Source organism: Janthinobacterium sp. BJB301 (genome assembly GCF_002735685.1).
GTDB lineage: Bacteria > Pseudomonadota > Gammaproteobacteria > Burkholderiales > Burkholderiaceae_D > Janthinobacterium > Janthinobacterium lividum.
In genome coordinates this window covers 208,869-224,969 of sequence record NZ_PDZJ01000004.1, presented here as the reverse complement: position 1 = coordinate 224,969, position 16,101 = coordinate 208,869, and the positions used below count along the sequence as shown (strand labels likewise).

The 16,101-nt window shown below is 63.2% G+C and carries 15 protein-coding genes; 10 read left to right on the top strand and 5 right to left on the bottom strand.

From position 1 onward, the window contains the following. Positions 1-13 precede the first annotated feature (13 nt). From CSQ91_RS23010 to CSQ91_RS22975, 8 genes are all read left to right on the top strand, one after another. Positions 14-829, top strand: a complete 816-nt coding sequence (locus CSQ91_RS23010) for an ABC transporter ATP-binding protein (RefSeq protein ID WP_034753577.1) — start codon at positions 14-16, stop codon at positions 827-829. A 19-nt stretch (positions 830-848) separates the two neighbouring features. Beyond that, positions 849-1,745 (top strand): branched-chain amino acid ABC transporter permease, encoded by an 897-nt coding sequence (locus CSQ91_RS23005; RefSeq protein ID WP_180278503.1) that lies wholly within the window; start codon positions 849-851, stop codon positions 1,743-1,745. An 83-nt stretch (positions 1,746-1,828) separates the two neighbouring features. Beyond that, on the top strand, positions 1,829-2,887 hold the full coding sequence (locus CSQ91_RS23000) for a branched-chain amino acid ABC transporter permease (RefSeq protein WP_034752817.1): 1,059 nt from the start codon (positions 1,829-1,831) through the stop codon (positions 2,885-2,887). Between the two features lie 65 nt (positions 2,888-2,952). Continuing rightward, positions 2,953-4,272, top strand: a complete 1,320-nt coding sequence (locus CSQ91_RS22995; RefSeq protein ID WP_034783778.1) for an ABC transporter substrate-binding protein — start codon at positions 2,953-2,955, stop codon at positions 4,270-4,272. A gap of 127 nt (positions 4,273-4,399) precedes the next feature. Then, complete coding sequence (locus tag CSQ91_RS22990) at positions 4,400-5,236, top strand: ABC transporter ATP-binding protein (RefSeq protein WP_070258366.1); 837 nt, start codon at positions 4,400-4,402, stop codon at positions 5,234-5,236. A gap of 16 nt (positions 5,237-5,252) precedes the next feature. After that, on the top strand, positions 5,253-5,612 hold the full coding sequence (locus CSQ91_RS22985; RefSeq protein ID WP_034783779.1) for an MmcQ/YjbR family DNA-binding protein: 360 nt from the start codon (positions 5,253-5,255) through the stop codon (positions 5,610-5,612). Then, positions 5,609-6,865: a phenylacetate--CoA ligase family protein gene (locus CSQ91_RS22980; protein ID WP_034783780.1), complete on the top strand. Its 1,257-nt coding sequence runs from the start codon at positions 5,609-5,611 to the stop codon at positions 6,863-6,865. Before CSQ91_RS22985 ends, CSQ91_RS22980 begins: the two co-directional genes overlap by 4 nt. A gap of 63 nt (positions 6,866-6,928) precedes the next feature. After that, entirely contained in the window at positions 6,929-7,510 is a 582-nt protein-coding gene (locus CSQ91_RS22975) for a hypoxanthine-guanine phosphoribosyltransferase (RefSeq protein ID WP_034783782.1), read from the top strand. A 103-nt stretch (positions 7,511-7,613) separates the two neighbouring features. Here CSQ91_RS22975 and CSQ91_RS22970 read toward each other — a convergent pair whose 3' ends face one another. The 3 genes from CSQ91_RS22970 to CSQ91_RS22960 form a co-directional block, all read right to left on the bottom strand. Beyond that, positions 7,614-8,567, bottom strand: a complete 954-nt coding sequence (locus CSQ91_RS22970; RefSeq protein ID WP_034752807.1) for an NAD(P)H-dependent flavin oxidoreductase — start codon at positions 8,565-8,567, stop codon at positions 7,614-7,616. Between the two features lie 100 nt (positions 8,568-8,667). Then, positions 8,668-9,591 (bottom strand): MBL fold metallo-hydrolase, encoded by a 924-nt coding sequence (locus CSQ91_RS22965; protein WP_099389735.1) that lies wholly within the window; start codon positions 9,589-9,591, stop codon positions 8,668-8,670. Between the two features lie 7 nt (positions 9,592-9,598). Beyond that, positions 9,599-9,832 carry a DUF1289 domain-containing protein gene (locus CSQ91_RS22960; RefSeq protein WP_257217450.1) on the bottom strand — a complete coding sequence of 78 codons (234 nt, stop codon included), beginning with the start codon at positions 9,830-9,832 and terminating at the stop codon, positions 9,599-9,601. A gap of 279 nt (positions 9,833-10,111) precedes the next feature. Here CSQ91_RS22960 and CSQ91_RS22955 point away from each other — a divergent pair, with 279 nt between their 5' ends. Both CSQ91_RS22955 and CSQ91_RS22950 read left to right on the top strand, forming a co-directional pair. Further along, positions 10,112-10,525, top strand: a complete 414-nt coding sequence (locus CSQ91_RS22955; RefSeq protein WP_034783786.1) for a CopG family transcriptional regulator — start codon at positions 10,112-10,114, stop codon at positions 10,523-10,525. 54 nt (positions 10,526-10,579) lie between these two features. After that, positions 10,580-11,854: an extracellular catalytic domain type 1 short-chain-length polyhydroxyalkanoate depolymerase gene (locus tag CSQ91_RS22950; protein WP_257217449.1), complete on the top strand. Its 1,275-nt coding sequence runs from the start codon at positions 10,580-10,582 to the stop codon at positions 11,852-11,854. Between the two features lie 4 nt (positions 11,855-11,858). On the opposite strand, the gene CSQ91_RS22945 is transcribed toward CSQ91_RS22950, so the two are convergent. Continuing rightward, positions 11,859-13,010, bottom strand: a complete 1,152-nt coding sequence (locus tag CSQ91_RS22945; protein WP_034783788.1) for a response regulator — start codon at positions 13,008-13,010, stop codon at positions 11,859-11,861. A 31-nt stretch (positions 13,011-13,041) separates the two neighbouring features. Continuing rightward, entirely contained in the window at positions 13,042-16,089 is a 3,048-nt protein-coding gene (locus CSQ91_RS22940) for a response regulator (RefSeq protein WP_099389733.1), read from the bottom strand. Between the last annotated feature and the right edge of the window lie 12 nt (positions 16,090-16,101).

Below are 16,101 nucleotides of genomic sequence, written 5' to 3'. Positions count from 1 at the left end.
GGAGCACAGCACGATGCAAATGAACGAACCCGACGCCCATTTCGGCACGGCCCGCAAGGCGGGCCCCGTGATCCTCGACCTGAAGAACATCTCCCTGTCGTTTGGCGGTGTGAAGGCGCTGACCGACATCTCGTTTGACGTCAAGCAGCATGAAATCCGCGCCATCATCGGCCCGAACGGCGCCGGCAAAAGCTCGATGCTCAACGTGATCAACGGCGTGTACCGCCCGCAGCAGGGAGAAATCATCTACCGGGGCGAACACCGGCGCGGCATGGATTGCTATGCGGCCGCCAAGTCCGGCATCGCGCGCACCTTCCAGAACATCGCCCTTTTTAAAGGCATGACGGTGCTCGACAACATCATGACGGGACGCAACCTGAAGATGAAATCGAATTTCCTCTTGCAAGCCCTGTACTGGGGCCCGGCGCGGCGCGAGGAAATCGAGCACCGCAAGAAGGCAGAAGAAATCATCGACTTCCTGGAAATCCAGGCCATCCGCAAGACGCCCGTGGGACGCCTGCCCTACGGCCTGCAAAAGCGCGTGGAGCTGGGCCGCGCGCTGGTGGCCGAACCGGAAATTTTGCTGCTCGATGAACCGATGGCCGGCATGAACGTGGAAGAAAAGCAGGACATGTGCCGCTTCATCCTCGACGTCAATGACCAGCTGGGCACGACCATCGTGCTGATCGAGCACGACATGGGCGTGGTGATGGATATCTCCGACCGCGTGGTGGTGCTCGATTACGGCAAGAAGATCGGCGACGGCACGCCCGACGAGGTGCGCAGCAACCAGGATGTCATCAACGCCTATCTCGGCGTGGCGCACTAGACGAGGAATAGCAATGAATATCAATTTTTTCTTTGAAGTGCTGATCGGCGGCCTGCTGTCGGGCATCATGTATGCGCTGGTGGCGATCGGCTTTGTCCTGATCTACAAGGCGTCGGGCGTGTTCAACTTCGCGCAGGGAGCGATGGTGTTTTTCGCCGCCCTCACCTGCGTCGGCATCATGGACAAGTTCGGCCTGTCGCTGTGGCTGGCCATCCCGCTGACGATGCTCACCATGATCGTGCTGGGCATGGCGATTGAACGGGTGGTCTTGCGCCCGCTCGTCAACCAGCCGGAAATCACGCTGTTCATGGCCACCATCGGCCTGACCTTTTTCATCGAAGGCCTGGCGCAGCTGATGTGGGGCTCCCAAGTGCACAAGCTGGACCTGCCCATCGAAGACGTGCCGATGCAGTTTTTGATGGACCGCTTCGACATCAACATCTCGCAGTTCGACCTGATGGCGGCCGGCATCTGCGCGCTGCTGGTGATCTGCCTGGCCTTGCTGTTCTCGAAAACCAAGGTGGGCCGCGCCCTGCGCGCCGTCGCAGATGACCACCAGGCGGCACTGGCGGTCGGCATCCCGCTGCAGCGCATCTGGGCCGTCGTGTGGGGCGTGGCGGGCCTGGTGGCCATGGTGGCCGGCTTGCTGTGGGGCGCGCGCAACGGCGTGCAGTTCGCCCTCACCTTCATCGCCTTGAAAGCGCTGCCGGTGCTGATCCTCGGCGGCTTTACGTCGGTGCCGGGCGCCATCGTCGGTGGCCTGATCATCGGCGCGTCGGAAAAACTGGCCGAAGTCTACCTCGGCCCCATGGTGGGCGGCGGCATCGAAGGCTGGTTCCCGTATGTGCTGGCCCTGCTGTTCCTGCTGGTGCGGCCGGAAGGCCTGTTCGGCGAGAAGATCATCCGGCGAATATAACGCCACCGTAACAGCATCGTAGGTCGGGTTAGCGCATGGCGCGTAACCCGACAACAGCCAAAACAGCCAGCAAAGGACACGCCATGATTTACCGTGAAGCAGGACAATTCAAGACCAGTTACCAGGCTGACAACCAGATTTTCCCGATCCGGCAAGACCGCCTGGCGCTGACGGCCACGCTTCTCGTCGCCGTCTTCCTCCTGCCGTATTTCGCCTCGCCCTACATGCTGTCGGCGATCCTGATTCCCTTCCTGATCTTCGCCCTGGCAGCACTGGGCCTGAACATCCTCACCGGTTACGCGGGCCAGCTGTCGCTGGGCACGGCCGCCTTCATGGCCGTGGGCGCCTTTGCCTCGTATAACTTCATGGCCCGCCTGCCAGGCTTGCCGCTGCTGGTGTCGTTCATCCTCGGCGGCCTGTGCGCGGCCATGGTGGGCATCGCCTTCGGCCTGCCTTCCCTGCGCATCCGCGGCTTTTACCTGGCGGCCTCCACCCTGGCGACGCAGTTCTTTGTCGTCTGGTGCCTGACCAAGATCCCGTATCTCACCAACTACAGCTCCTCGGGCGTGATCACGGTGCAGAAAATGACCATCCTCGGCTACCAGTTCGACACGCCGCAAAGCAAATACCTGCTGGTGCTGGCGATTGTCGCCGGCATGGCGCTGCTGGCCAAGAACATGATCCGCTCGAACGTGGGCCGCTCGTGGATGGCCGTGCGCGACATGGACATGGCGGCCGAAGTGATCGGTTTCCGCCTGATGCGCACCAAGCTGCTGGCCTTTGCCGTCAGCTCGTTCTACTGCGGCGTGGCCGGCGCGCTGTATGCGTATGCCTACCTGGGCACGGTGGAGCCGGAAGCGTACAACCTGGACCTGTCCTTCCGTATCCTGTTCATGATCATCATCGGCGGCGTCGGCTCGATCCTCGGTTCCTTCCTCGGCGCGGCCTTCATCGTGCTGCTGCCCGTCTTCCTGAACACCATCGCGCATGGCCTGGCATTGCCGACCAGCGTGGCTTCGAACCTGGAACTGATGGTGTTCGGCGCGCTGATCATTTTCTTCCTGATCGTCGAACCGCACGGCCTGGCCAGGCTGTGGCAGATCGCGAAGGAGAAACTGCGCCTGTGGCCTTTCCCGCACTAGGAATTTGTACCTTGCTGTCTGATGTCGATTGACTTGAAATCAAATAAAACAAGAGGAGACACACAATGAAACACATCAAATCGCTCATGCTGGCCGCCGCCATCGCCAGTGCCGCACTCACCATGGCCGGCAGCGCGCAAGCCCAGGACAAGGAACAGTACATCGCCCTGCCGTCCTACCGCGTGGGTCCGTACGCGGCCGGCGGCTCCGGTTTCTACGGCGGCATCATCGACTACTTCAACCTGGTCAACCAGGCCGGCGGCGTGAATGGCGTCAAGATCAGCTGGGAAGAATGCGAAACCGAATACAACCCGTCGCGCGGCGTCGAATGCTATGAACGCCTGAAAACCAAGCAGGGCGGCGCCACCCTGGTCGAAACCCTGTCCACCGGCGTCGCCTACGGCATCCTGGACCGCGTGGCGCAAGACAAGATCCCCATGACGATGATCGGCTACGGCCGCTCGGACGCCGCCAACGGCAAGGTCTTCCCGTATGTGTATCCGCTGATCTCCAGCTACTGGAGCCAGGCCGCCGCCATGATCAAGTACCTGGGCGACAAGGATGGCGGCATGGACAAGCTGAAAGGCAAGAAGATCGTCCACCTGTACCACGATTCGGCCTTCGGCAAGGAGCCGCTGCCCGTGCTCGAAGCGCTGTCGAAACAGTACGGCTTCGAGCTGGTGAAAATTCCCGTCGCGCCGCCAGGCAGCGAACAGCAATCGCAATGGCTGCAGATCCGCCAGGCCAAGCCGGACCACGTGATCCTGTGGGGCTGGGGCGTGATGAATTCCGTTGCCATCAAGACGGCGCAGCGCAACGGCTTTCCGCGCGACAAAATGCTGGGCGTCTGGTGGGCCGGCTCCGAGGAAGACACGATTCCATCGGGCGATGCGGCCAAGGGCTACACGGCGATGACGTTCAATACGCCGGGCAACTACCCCGTGCTCGACGACATCCGCAAGAAACTCTACGCGTCCGGCAAGGGCAACCTGTCCGACCAGTCGCGCATCGGCTCCGTCTACCACATGCGCGGCGTGACGGCCGGCATCCTGTGGGTGGAAGCGATCCGCGTGGCGCAGGAAAAATTCGGCAAGGGCAAACCGATCACGGGCGAGCAGATGCGCTGGGGCCTGGAAAACCTGAACGTCGACGATGCGCGCCAGAAGGCCGTCGGCGCGCTGGGCATGTTCCCGACCGTGAAAACCAGCTGCGACGACCATGAAGGCTCGGGCGCCGTGAAAGTGCAGCAGTGGGATGGCAAGAAATGGACCGCCATCACGCCGAAATGGATCGTCGGCGACAAGGCCCTGGTGCGCAAGCTGGTCGAGGAATCGTCGAACAAGTACGCCGAAGAGAAAAAGATCACGCCAGCGTGCATGAAGTAAATCGCTGCCGATGGTGGTGTCGGATTACGCGCGTTGCGCTAATCCGACCTACCTGGATATGACGTAGGTCGGATTAGGCCGCAGGCCGTAATCCGACAAGCCAACACCCTATGAAAACGAAGCAGCCATGACACCCACTGCCACGCAAACACCGGAAACGCCACCGCCCTACCTGTCGGTGAACAATATCGAAGTCATCTACGACCACGTGATCCTGGTCCTGAAGGGCGTGTCGCTGCAAGTCCCGCAAGGCAAGATCGTGGCGCTCCTGGGCGCCAACGGCGCCGGCAAGTCGACCACCCTGAAAACCATCTCGACCCTGTTGCGCGGCGAACGGGGCGACGTCACCAAGGGCGAAGTCCAGTTCAAGGGCGAGCGCGTGGATCAATTGACGCCGAATGAACTGGTCAAGCGGGGCCTGTCGCAAGTGATGGAAGGGCGCCACTGTTTCGGCCACCTCACCATCGAGGAAAACCTCCTGACGGGCGCCTACACGCGCAGCCTGTCGCGCGGCGAGCTGAAAGACGCGCTGGAAAAGGTGTATCACTATTTCCCTCGCCTGAAAACCCGGCGCAGCAGCCAGGCCGGCTACACCTCGGGCGGCGAACAGCAGATGTGCGCCATCGGCCGCGCGCTGATGGCCAAGCCATCGATGATTTTACTGGACGAGCCGTCGATGGGCATCGCGCCGCAGATCGTCGAAGAGATCTTCGGCATCGTCAAGGACCTGAACCACAAGGAAAACGTGTCTTTCCTGCTGGCCGAACAGAACACCAACGTGGCGCTGCGCTACGCCGACTTCGGCTACATCCTGGAAAACGGACGCGTCGTGATGGAAGGGCAAGCGCAGGAACTGGCCAGCAACGAAGACGTCAAAGAGTTTTACCTGGGCGTGTCCAGCGCCGGGCGCAAGAGCTTCCGCGACATGAAGTTCTACCGCCGCCGCAAGCGCTGGCTGGCCTGACATCGGAGTTGCCGTCATGGACCTGGAACGGGCCAAGCAAGTATGCCGCGGCTTTCCCGGTGCGACAGAAGACATCAAGTGGAGCAACGTGCTGGCGTTTTCCGTCGGTGGCCGCCTGTTCGCGCTATGCGGCGCGGAAGCGCACAGCACGCGCGGCATGAGCTTCAAGGTCGATGCGGAACGCTTCCTGGAATTGACGGACCGCCCCGGTTTTCGCCCGGCACCCTACCTGGCGCGGGCCAAATGGGTGCTGGTCGCCAGTCCCGACGCCCTCGACGACGATGAAATGGCCGCCCTGCTGCAGCGCTCATACAGCCTGATTGTTGCGGGGCTGACGAAAAAAATGCAACGTGACATTGGAGAATCAGCAACATGACCGATACGCTCGACAGTCTGGAAGCACGCGCCCCCGAAGCGCGTGAAAGCGAATTGATGGCCGGCCTGCCGCAGCTGATCGCGCGCGCGCAGAAGGCGCCGGGCTGGGCCCGCATCCTTGATGGCGTCACCGCGGCCGACATCACCAGCCGCGCCGCGCTGGCGCAGCTGCCCGTGACGCGCAAGTCCGACCTCAAGCAATTGCAGCACGACGCGCTGCCGTTCGGCGGCTTGAACACGACGCCAAAGAACGCCCTATCGCGCGTATTCGTCTCACCCGGCCCCATCTTCGATCCGGAAGGCCGCGGCCCTGACTGGTGGCGCTTCGCGCGGCCCATGTATGCGGCCGGCGTGCGCGCCGGCGGCTTGCTGCAGAACTGCTTTTCGTATCACTTCACGCCGGCCGCCTTCATGGTCGAAGGGGGCGCCGCGCGCATCGGCTGCACCGTCATCCCGGCCGGCATCGGCCAGACGGAAATGCAGGTGCAGGCGATGGCGGACCTGAAGCCGGACACGTATATCGGCACGCCGTCATTTCTGAAACTGATCATCGAGAAAGCGCGCGAAATGGGCGCCGACATCAGCAGCGTCACCAAGGCCGTGATGGGCGCGGAAGCCTTGCCCGAATCCTTGCGCAGCTGGTTTGCCGAAAATGGCGTGCCGCACGTGTTCCAGACCTATGCCTCGGCCGATATCGGCAGCATCGCCTATGAAACGGCCAGCAATGGCAAGCTCAATCCGGGCATGGTCGTTGACGAAAACGTGCTGCTCGAGATCGTCCATCCGGGCAGCGGCATTCCCGTCGCGCCGGGCGAAGTGGGCGAAGTCGTCGTCACCGTCTTCAATGCCGACTATCCGCTGATCCGCTTCGCCACGGGCGATCTGTCAGCCGTGCTGATGGACGCGCCGGACTCGCCGTGCGGCCGCACGAATACGCGCATCAAGGGCTGGATGGGGCGTGCGGATCAAACCACCAAGGTGCGCGCCATGTTCGTGCATCCGTCGCAGGTGCACGAGATCGCGCGCCGCCATCCGCAAATCAAGAAGGCGCGGCTGGTGGTGTCGGGACGCATGGCCAACGACGAGATGGCTTTGCATTGCGAAGTCGACGATCCGACGGACGCCAGCGGCGTGGAAGCCATCATCGGCTCGATCCGCGAACTGACCAAGCTGCGCGGCGACGTAGTGCTGGTGGCCGTGGGCAGTCTGGCGCAGGATGGGAAAGTTATCGACGACATGCGCGATTACAAATAAGGCCGATTTGCGGGATAATACCGGCATTGACCATCAGCCCCATTCATCGCCATGCAAGAGTCCATGCAAGAATTTCATCACAACCGTGCCCGTGACCTGATCAAGAACGCGGAACTGCTGTTCGACCAAGACGCCGTGCAGGCGTCGATCACGCGCATGGCCGATGTGCTCAATACGCGCTTCAACGCCGACGATTCGAAAGAATTCCCGCTGGTGCTGGGCGTGATGGGCGGCGCCGTCGTGTTTACGGGCAGCCTGCTGCCGCAACTGAGCTTTCCGCTCGAATTCGACTACATCCACGTGAGCCGCTACGGCGACGACGACAAGGGTGGCGAAGTGGTGTGGAAAGTCATCCCCCGCTCGAATGTTGCGGGCCGCACCGTCATCGTGCTCGACGATATTCTCGACGAAGGCGAAACCCTGGCGCACGTCAAGCAGCGCTTGCTGGACATGGGCGCCTCGGAAGTGATCCTGGCCGTCTTCGCGGACAAGGCCATCGGCAAGAAGAAGCCGGTACAAGCCGACATCGTCGGCCTGGTGATCCCGAACCGCTTCGTCGTCGGCTTCGGCATGGATGCGTATGGCTACTGGCGCAACCTGCCGGGCCTGTGGGCCATCAAGCCCGAGGATTTGAAGCAGCAGTGATCCATGATGGTTGTCGGATTACGCTGCGCTAATCCGACCTACGCCACCAGGTTCGAGTAGGTCGGAGTAGCGCGCAGCGCGTAATCCGACATCCTCACCAACGTTACAGCTTCAACCGCGCGCGCGCCGCATCGTATTCGGCCTTCAGGCGCGCCACCATCTCTTCCACGCTCGGCACGTCATCCATCAAGCCCACGCCCTGGCCCGCGCCCCAGATGTCGCGCCAGGCCTTGGCGCTGCCGGAGCCGAAATTCATCGCGCTCTTGTCCGCTTCGGGCAAGGCTTCCGGATCGAGTCCGGCCGCTTCGATCGATTTTTTCAGATAATTCCCGTGCACGCCCGTAAACAGGTTCGTGTAGACGATGTCGGCCGCGCTGGAATCGACGATGGCGTCGCGGTAGCCATCGCTGACGTTCGACTCCTTGGTCGCCAGCCAGCGCGAGCCGATGTAGGCAAAGTCCGCGCCCATCGCTTGCGCGGCCAGCACGGCGTCGCCCGTGGCGATGGAGCCGGACAGCGCCAGCGGGCCGTCGAAGAACTTGCGCACTTCGCCCACCAGCGCGAACGGCGACAGGGTGCCCGCGTGGCCGCCGGCGCCGCTGGCGACCAGGATCAAGCCATCGACGCCCGCCTCCAGGGCCTTTTTCGCGTGACGGATCGAGATCACGTCATGCAGCACGATGCCGCCATAGCTGTGGATGGCGTCGAGCATTTCCTTGGGCGGCGCGCGCAGCGAGGAAATGATGATGGGAATCTGGTGTTTCACGCACACTTCCACGTCATGCGCGAGGCGGTCGTTCGACTGGTGCACGATCTGGTTGACGGCGATCGGTCCCACTTTTTTATCGGGATTGGCGGCCTGGAAGGCGGCCAGCTCGGCCTGCAGCTCGGTGAGCCAGGTGTCGAGCAATTCGGCGGGACGCGCGTTCAGGGCCGGGAAGGAACCGACGATGCCGGCCTTGCACTGCGCCGCGACGAGGGCCGGGCCGCTGGCGATGAACATCGGCGACGCGATAACGGGTAAGGAAAGGTTTTGCAACGCAACAGGCAATGCCATGGCGGACTCGCTGGAAAGTTGATCGGACGTGAAAAACACACTGAACGTTGATTATAGTGCAGAAAAAGTACGGTCGTGCTGAATTTATCGCCTATCCGTGTCAGCCCTCGTTAAGCAAGTACTCACCCTCAATCCGTGCCGCTGTAGCCCTCACCAGCTGCGACACGGCCCACTCGGCCAGCGCGGCCGCCTCCTGGCGCAGGAAGCGCCGGTTGGCCTCTTCGAAGACGGGCATGCCCCGCAGCAGGGTCGGTATCTCGGCGAGGGCGATGCGCTGGCGTTCCAGCAGCAGGAATTTCAGCAGCACTTTCACCGCATTCTGCGCATTGCGCACGGGATCGGACGCCAGGTAATCGAGACGTGAATACGCGCGCTGCAGGGCGCCGGCGGCGTCCTGGAACGGCCGCCCGTGGCCGGGAATGACGACCTGCACATCGAGGCTGGCGATCAGGTCCAGCGTGGCGCGCGCTTCAGGGAAGCCGGAGCCGCCATCGAGTTCGGGGAAGATCACGCCAAAGCCGTTTTCCCACAGCGCGTCGGCGGAGATCAGGATGCCCTCCTCGGCGCAGTAAAAAATCAGCGAGTGCGGATCGTGGCCCGGCGCGCCCAGCGCCTGCCAGCGCATGTCGGCCAACGTCAACGTGTCGCCGGGCGAGACGGTGTCATCAAAGCCGAAGCGCGGACATTGCTGGCCCGTGGCCTGGAAACTCAGGGCGTCCACGTCCCACGCGCGCACCTTGTCCGCCTCCGACACGGGAATGGCCGTATGGCAGCCGTATTCCGCTTGCAGCAGCGCGTTGCCGCCGCAATGGTCGGAATGCAGATGGGTGTTGAACAGGCGGTCCAGGGGACGGCCAGCCAGGCTATGACGCAGGAGGGCCAGCGTTTGCGGCGCATGCGTGGCATAGCCGCTGTCGATCAGCGCCGTGTCGTCCCGGCCCTGGAACAGGATGTTATTCGACGACAGCCAGCCGCGTTCGAACACCTGCATGGCATCGGGGAACAGCGCTGGCGATCGCGGCATGGCTTCCTCAGTAGTCGGGCTCGAAATCGAGCTGGGATTCGCGTCCTGGCAATTCGGCCCACACGGCGCGCTTGAAGTCGTCGTCGGCCTTGCTCCAGGCGATGATCTCGTCGAGCGTGCGCAGGCAGCCTTCGCACAAGCCGCTGTTGCGGTTCATCTTGCACAGGCTGACGCAGGGCGACGGCACCGGCGACGGCAAGGGGAGCGGAACGGCGGGCGGAGGTGGGGGAACAACCATCATGGAGCGGCATCGGTGTAGGTACAGGCTTGCATTATGCCGCGAAACCGTGCCGGCGAGTCGGTGGCATCGCCATGCAATGTTTCTGTGAATATATTTTCAAGAAAAAATATGATCAAAAAAACCATCTTCCGGAAATTTATTTTGCAGCCCATTCTCACTCTGCGAGTACCCGTCCTACAACACGATCAGGTCAGATCCTGCTTGACTTGAGATATTTCACAACTATACTACCATCCATACAGATGGCAATTGGATGCCACGTGGAGTTTTTGGAGAGATATGGCCAAGCAAGACAGCAAGCCCAAAATTGGGGAATCCGAGAAAATCACGATCAACCTCGGCTTGATCGACCTGGGGCAGATCGATCTGCTGGTCCAGGAGGGATTTTATTCCAACCGCACGGATCTGATCCGTACGGCCATACGCAACCAGCTGGGTATCCACGCCGACGTGGTGAAACAAACCGTCGCCCGTAAAAGCCTGGTATTGGGCATGCAGCACTATTCGCGCGCCGACCTGGAAGCGATCCAGGCAGCCGGCCAGCGCCTGCAGATACAGGTGCTGGGACTGGCCAGCATCGCCAGCGACGTCTCCGTGGAACTGGCACTGGCCACCATCGAGTCGATTTTCGTATTAGGTGCCCTGCACGCCAGCACCGTCGTCAAGACGGCGCTCGCAGGGCGAATTCACTAGCGTATTGGTTCGCGGCGATGACCCGGCCGATGCGCGGCACCGTTAAGGATGGTCATGAAACTCCCTCTCAACATGTTGGCGCAGATGCGCGCAGCAACCCGTAATCTGATGGGCCGCGGCCCCGCCGCCGCCACCGAAGCGATCCAGCAGGCGCTGTCTGCCGCCGGCCTGGCACCGCAGGCGACAGCCACGCAAGCGCCGCCGCCGCAGACCATGCGCGACATTAATCCGCCACCACCAGCGCAAGCCCGAGCCCGAGCCGAACAGCCGCAAACTCCCGCCGCGCCAGAAACGCCTGATGCGCCGCCCACGCCCGCGCAAGCGGCGCAGGACTTCGCGCAGGATTTCATGGCGCGCCTGGGCGTGCCGGCCGGCCTGGGCCAGCACAGCTTCGACATGCCCAGCTTCGAGCTGCCGAATTTCCACCCGCCCGGCTTCAACGCGCCGGCCACCACGCCGGCGGAGGTGCCCGCTGGCGCGCGGTTCATCGACGGCGTGTACCGCAACCATGCGGGCACGCGCTCCTACAAGCTGTATATCCCCAGCAGCTACCACGGCCAGGCCATGCCGCTGATCGTCATGCTGCACGGCTGTACGCAAAATCCCGACGATTTCGCCGCCGGCACGCAGATGAATGCGCTGGCAGAAGAAAAGGAATGCTTTGTCGTCTACCCGGCGCAGACGCAGGGCGCCAACAGTTCGCGCTGCTGGAACTGGTTCAATGCCATCGACCAGCAGCGCGACCAGGGCGAACCGTCGCTGATCGCCGGCATCGCCCGGCAAGTCATCGACGACTACCCGGTGAATGAACGCGAAGTGTTCGTCGCCGGCCTGTCGGCGGGCGGCGCCATGGCCGTCATCGTCGGCACCCTGTATCCGGACCTGTTTGCCGCCGTCGGCGTGCATTCGGGCCTGCCGTTCGCCTCGGCGCAGGACTTGCCGTCGGCACTGGCAGCCATGAAGGGCGGCGCCATGCCCAATGCCCAGCGCAAGGCGCCGGCGGGCGGCGTGCCCATCATCGTTTTCCACGGCGACCGCGACACCACCGTCAACCCGCGCAATGGCGATGAACTGATCGCCCAGGGCGTGCGCAGCCAGGCGGGCGGCAAGGCGGCCAAGGCCGCATCCATCGACGGCAGCGTGCCGAATGGCCACCGCTACACGCGCACCACGCACAGCCAGGCCGATGGCTCGCCGCTGGGCGAACACTGGGTCATCCACGGCGCCGGCCATGCCTGGTCCGGCGGCAGCAATAACGGCAGCTACACGGATGGCAAGGGACCGGACGCCAGCCGCGAGATGCTGCGCTTCTTCAAGACGGTCAGCTGATCCGTCAGCTGATGTTTTCGGTGTAGGGCGCGATCTGCCGCTGCTTGTCGGCGATCTCGCACACGCCGTCGGCGTAGCGGTGGGAGATGGCGATGAACTGGTCCTGGATCTGCAGGAAGGCGTCGACGATCTCGGCGTCGAAGTGCGAACCGCGCCCCTCGACGATGATCTGCACGGCCTGCGCATGGTCCATGCCCTGCTTGTAGATGCGACGGCTGATCAGGGCGTCATACACGTCGGCCAGCGCCATCAGGCGCGCCGAAATCGGGATGGCTTCGCCAGCCAGGCCTTGCGGGTAGCCGCTGCCATCCCATTTCTCGTGATGGCTGTAGGCGATCTCTTTCGCGTACTTGAGGAAATCGACTTCGATGCCCAGCTCGTGTTCCGCCGCCAGGATGGCGTCGCGCCCGAGCGTGGTATGGGTCTTCATGATGGCCATTTCATGCGGTTCGAAACGCCCCGGCTTGAGCAGGATATGGTCGGGGATGCCCACCTTGCCGATATCGTGCAGCGGCGCCGTCTTGAACAGCAGTTCGATATTCTTGTCCGTCAAAAAATCGCGGAAACGCGGCAAGCCGCGCACCTTCTCGGCCAGCGCCTTCAGGTAATGCGAAGTGCGGCGGATATGGTTGCCCGTCTCGCTGTCGCGCGTTTCGGCCAGCGACGCCATGGCGTGAATGGTGACGTCCTGCAGCGCTGCCACTTCCTGCACCCGGCGCTCCACTTCCGTTTCCAGGTAATGATTCTGGTCGCGCAGGAAATCCTGCATCTGCTTCATCGCCAGCTGCGTCCTGATGCGCGCCAGCACGATGGGCGCTGAGATCGGCTTGGTGATGTAATCGACGGCGCCCAGGGCCAGGCCCAGCTGCTCGTCGGCCACCTCGCTCATGGCGGTGACGAAAATCACGGGGATGCCGGCCGTGGCGGGATCGGCCTTCAGCGCACGGCACACATCGTAGCCGCTCATGCCCGGCATCATGATGTCGAGCAGGATCAGGTCGGGCTGGTCGCTGCCGGCGGCGATCTTCAGGGCGCGCTCGCCATTGACGGCGATCTTGGTGCGGTAATCGTCTTCCAGCACGGCGCGCAGCAGGTCGATATTGTCTGGCGTGTCGTCGACCACCAGGATGGTTGGCTTGCTTGCCGGCGCTTTCATGCCCTTCCTTCGCTCTGCATAGTTATCCTTGTCACAGTGTCAGCTCCAGCGCATCGGCCACCTCGCCCAGCTGCGCCAGCGCACCTTCGAAATCGTATTGTCCCAGCATGCGCTTCAACTGGCGCGCGTGTTCCGCCTGCCCGGCCGCGACCAGCACGGGGCCGATGCCGTCCAGGTGCTTGACGGCCTGCGCGTCGTCCTGCTGCAGCAGCTGCGACAGCTCGCGCAAGCCCGCTTCCAGGTACGCCCGGTCCACCGGCGCCACGTGCGCCACCGGCGCGCCGCCCGCCTCGGCCACATGGCCGCGCGACTGCATGGCCAGCACGATCTTCGGCACCAGCTCGTCGAGCGCCAGGGTGCAGGCGGCCAGCGCCTGCGGCAAGCCGTCGTGCGATCCCAGGCTGAGCAAATGCTCGACCCGCGCGGCGCTGTCGGCCAGGCCGCCGGCGCCGATATTGCCGGCCAGGCCCTTCAGGGTATGCGCTTCGCGGATCGCCGTCTCGAGCTGGTTGTTCTCGATGGCGGCAACGATGCGCTGCATGGCATCGAACTGGGTTTCCACAAAACGGTCCAGCAATTTTCGCATCAAAGCGGTATTGCCGCCCACGCGGCGCATGGCTTCCGCCATTTTCAGGCCGGCGATCACGGGCAGCTCCGCTTCCGGCTGCGCCACCACCGCCGTCATTTCCTGCGGCGTGGCCGGCGCGATCCAGCGCGCCAGGGTGCCGAACAGCTGCGCCACGTCGATCGGCTTGGCGATGAAATCGTTCATGCCGGCGTCCAGGCATTTTTCCTTGTCGCCCACCATGGCATTGGCCGTCATGGCGATCACGGGCAAATTCGAATACCGGGGATCCTGGCGCAGCTTGCGCGTCGCCTGGTAGCCATCCATCACCGGCATCTGGCAATCCATCAGCACGCCGTCATAGGCGTTTTCCTCGATCTTCGCCAGCGCGATGGCGCCATTGCCCGCGATATCGACGCGGATGCCGGCGTCGTTGAGAATATGCTGCGCCACTTCCTGGTTCACTTCATTATCCTCCACCAGCAGCAGCCAGGCGCCGCGCAGGGCGCGCTCGTCGTCGCGGTAGCTGCTCTGGCGCTGCGTCTTGCGGCTCTGTCCCGTCACGCCGCCAAACACGAACGCTATCTGGTCGAGCAGGGTCGAGGCGCTGATCGGCTTGTTCAATACGCCGTCGAGCGGCAAGTCGCGCTGGCGCGCCGCCTCCAGCAGCGCTTCGCGATGGAAGGCCGTGACCATGATGCAGGCCGGCGTCGCATCGATGCCGGCGGCATCGGCACGGATGCCGGCCAGGGTATCGAGGCCATTCATGCCCGGCATTTTCCAGTCCATCAGCACCAGCCCGTACGGACGCCCCTCGGCGCGCGCCTGCGCCACGGCGCCGATGGCCAGCACGCCGCCAGACACGGCACGCGCCTCGAAGCCCAGCGCCGTCAGCATGCTGACGAAGATTTCACGCGCGCTGGGGTTGTCGTCGACCACCAGCACGCGCAAGCCCTCAAAGCGCTGCGGAGCAAGCAGGCTGTCGCGCGGCACGGCGGCCAGGCCGAAGCGGGCCGTAAAGAAAAAGGTGCTGCCCACGCCCGCTTCGCTGACCAGGTCGATCTCGCCCTCCATCATTTCCACCAGGCGCTTGCTGATGGTCAGTCCCAGGCCCGTGCCGCCATGGTGGCGCGTGGTGGAAGTGTCGGCCTGGGTAAAGGCCTGGAACAATTTGCTGCGCTGGGGCGGCGTCAGGCCGATGCCCGTGTCGCGCACATCGACGCGCAAGACAGCCGCATGTTCTTCCAGCTGCTGCAGGCGGATGGTGACGACGATCTCGCCCTTGTCCGTAAATTTGATCGCATTGTTGGTCAGATTGATCAGCACCTGGCCCAGGCGCAGCGGGTCGCCCTGCAATGCGTTCGGCACGTCGGGGGCGATGTCGAACAGCAGTTCCAAGCCCTTGTCCTGCGCCCGCATCACGGACAGGTCGGCGATCTGCGCCAGCACGTCCTCGAGGAAGAAATCGACTTTTTCAAAGGCCATCTTGCCTGCCTCGATCTTCGAAAAATCGAGGATGTCGTCGATGATGGCCAGCAGGTTCTTCGAAGCCGATTCCACCTTCTCCAGGTAGTTGCGCTGGGTCGACGTGAGCTCCGTCTGCAGCGCCAGGTGGGTCATGCCGATGATGCCGTTCATCGGCGTGCGAATTTCATGCGACATATTCGCCAGGAAGTCCGACTTCATCTTGGTCGCATCCTCGGCCACCTCGACGGCGTGGCGCAGGTCCTGTTCCACGGCCAGGCTGGTGCTCATGTCCTTGAGCGCCTGCAGCAGTTCGCCCGTCTCGTCGCGCGATGTCACTTCGATGACGGAACTGAGGTCGCCATTGGCCACGCGCGTGGCGATCGCCACCGCCTCGCCCAACGGACGCGTGATCGAGCGCGCCGACCAGGCAAAGGCAAGCCCCGTCAGCAGCGCCGCCAGACCGATGCCGCCCATCAGCAGCAGCGAGGTGTCGATGTCGTTGCGTATCCGGGCCGCGCTGTCGCGGATCTGCTGCTGCTGCAGATCGTCGAGCTGGCCCACGTACAGCAGCACTTTTTCCAGCACCGGCAAGGTCTGCGTCTGCATGGCCTGCTCGGCGCGGGCATCCTCGCCGCGCTCGACCAGTTCAAACATCGTCTGGAGCGACACGTAGTAGCCGGCGCGGGCCAGGTGCATCTGTTCCAGCAGGCGCCGTTCGTCGGGCCGCGCATCGAGACCGTCGAGGATGCGCACCTGCTCATCGATGTCTTGCTTGATCGCTTCCAGGCGCGCCTGGTTCTCCTGGCGCGGCGCCAGCTCGTGCTGGTTCGGCAGGTTGCCGATGCGCGTGGCCGCCTCGCGCGCCAGCCCATGGATCTTGCTGGTGGCCTTGGCGGCGACCCAGTCGCGCTGCAGGATATCGTCGGTCTCGGCGCGGATGGCATAGATGCGGCTACCCGCCAGGACGATAACAACCAGCATCAGCACGATCAACATGGCATAACCGGCATTGATGCGCACGCCGATACTGATATCCCTGAAGCGCATGACTTTCCTATA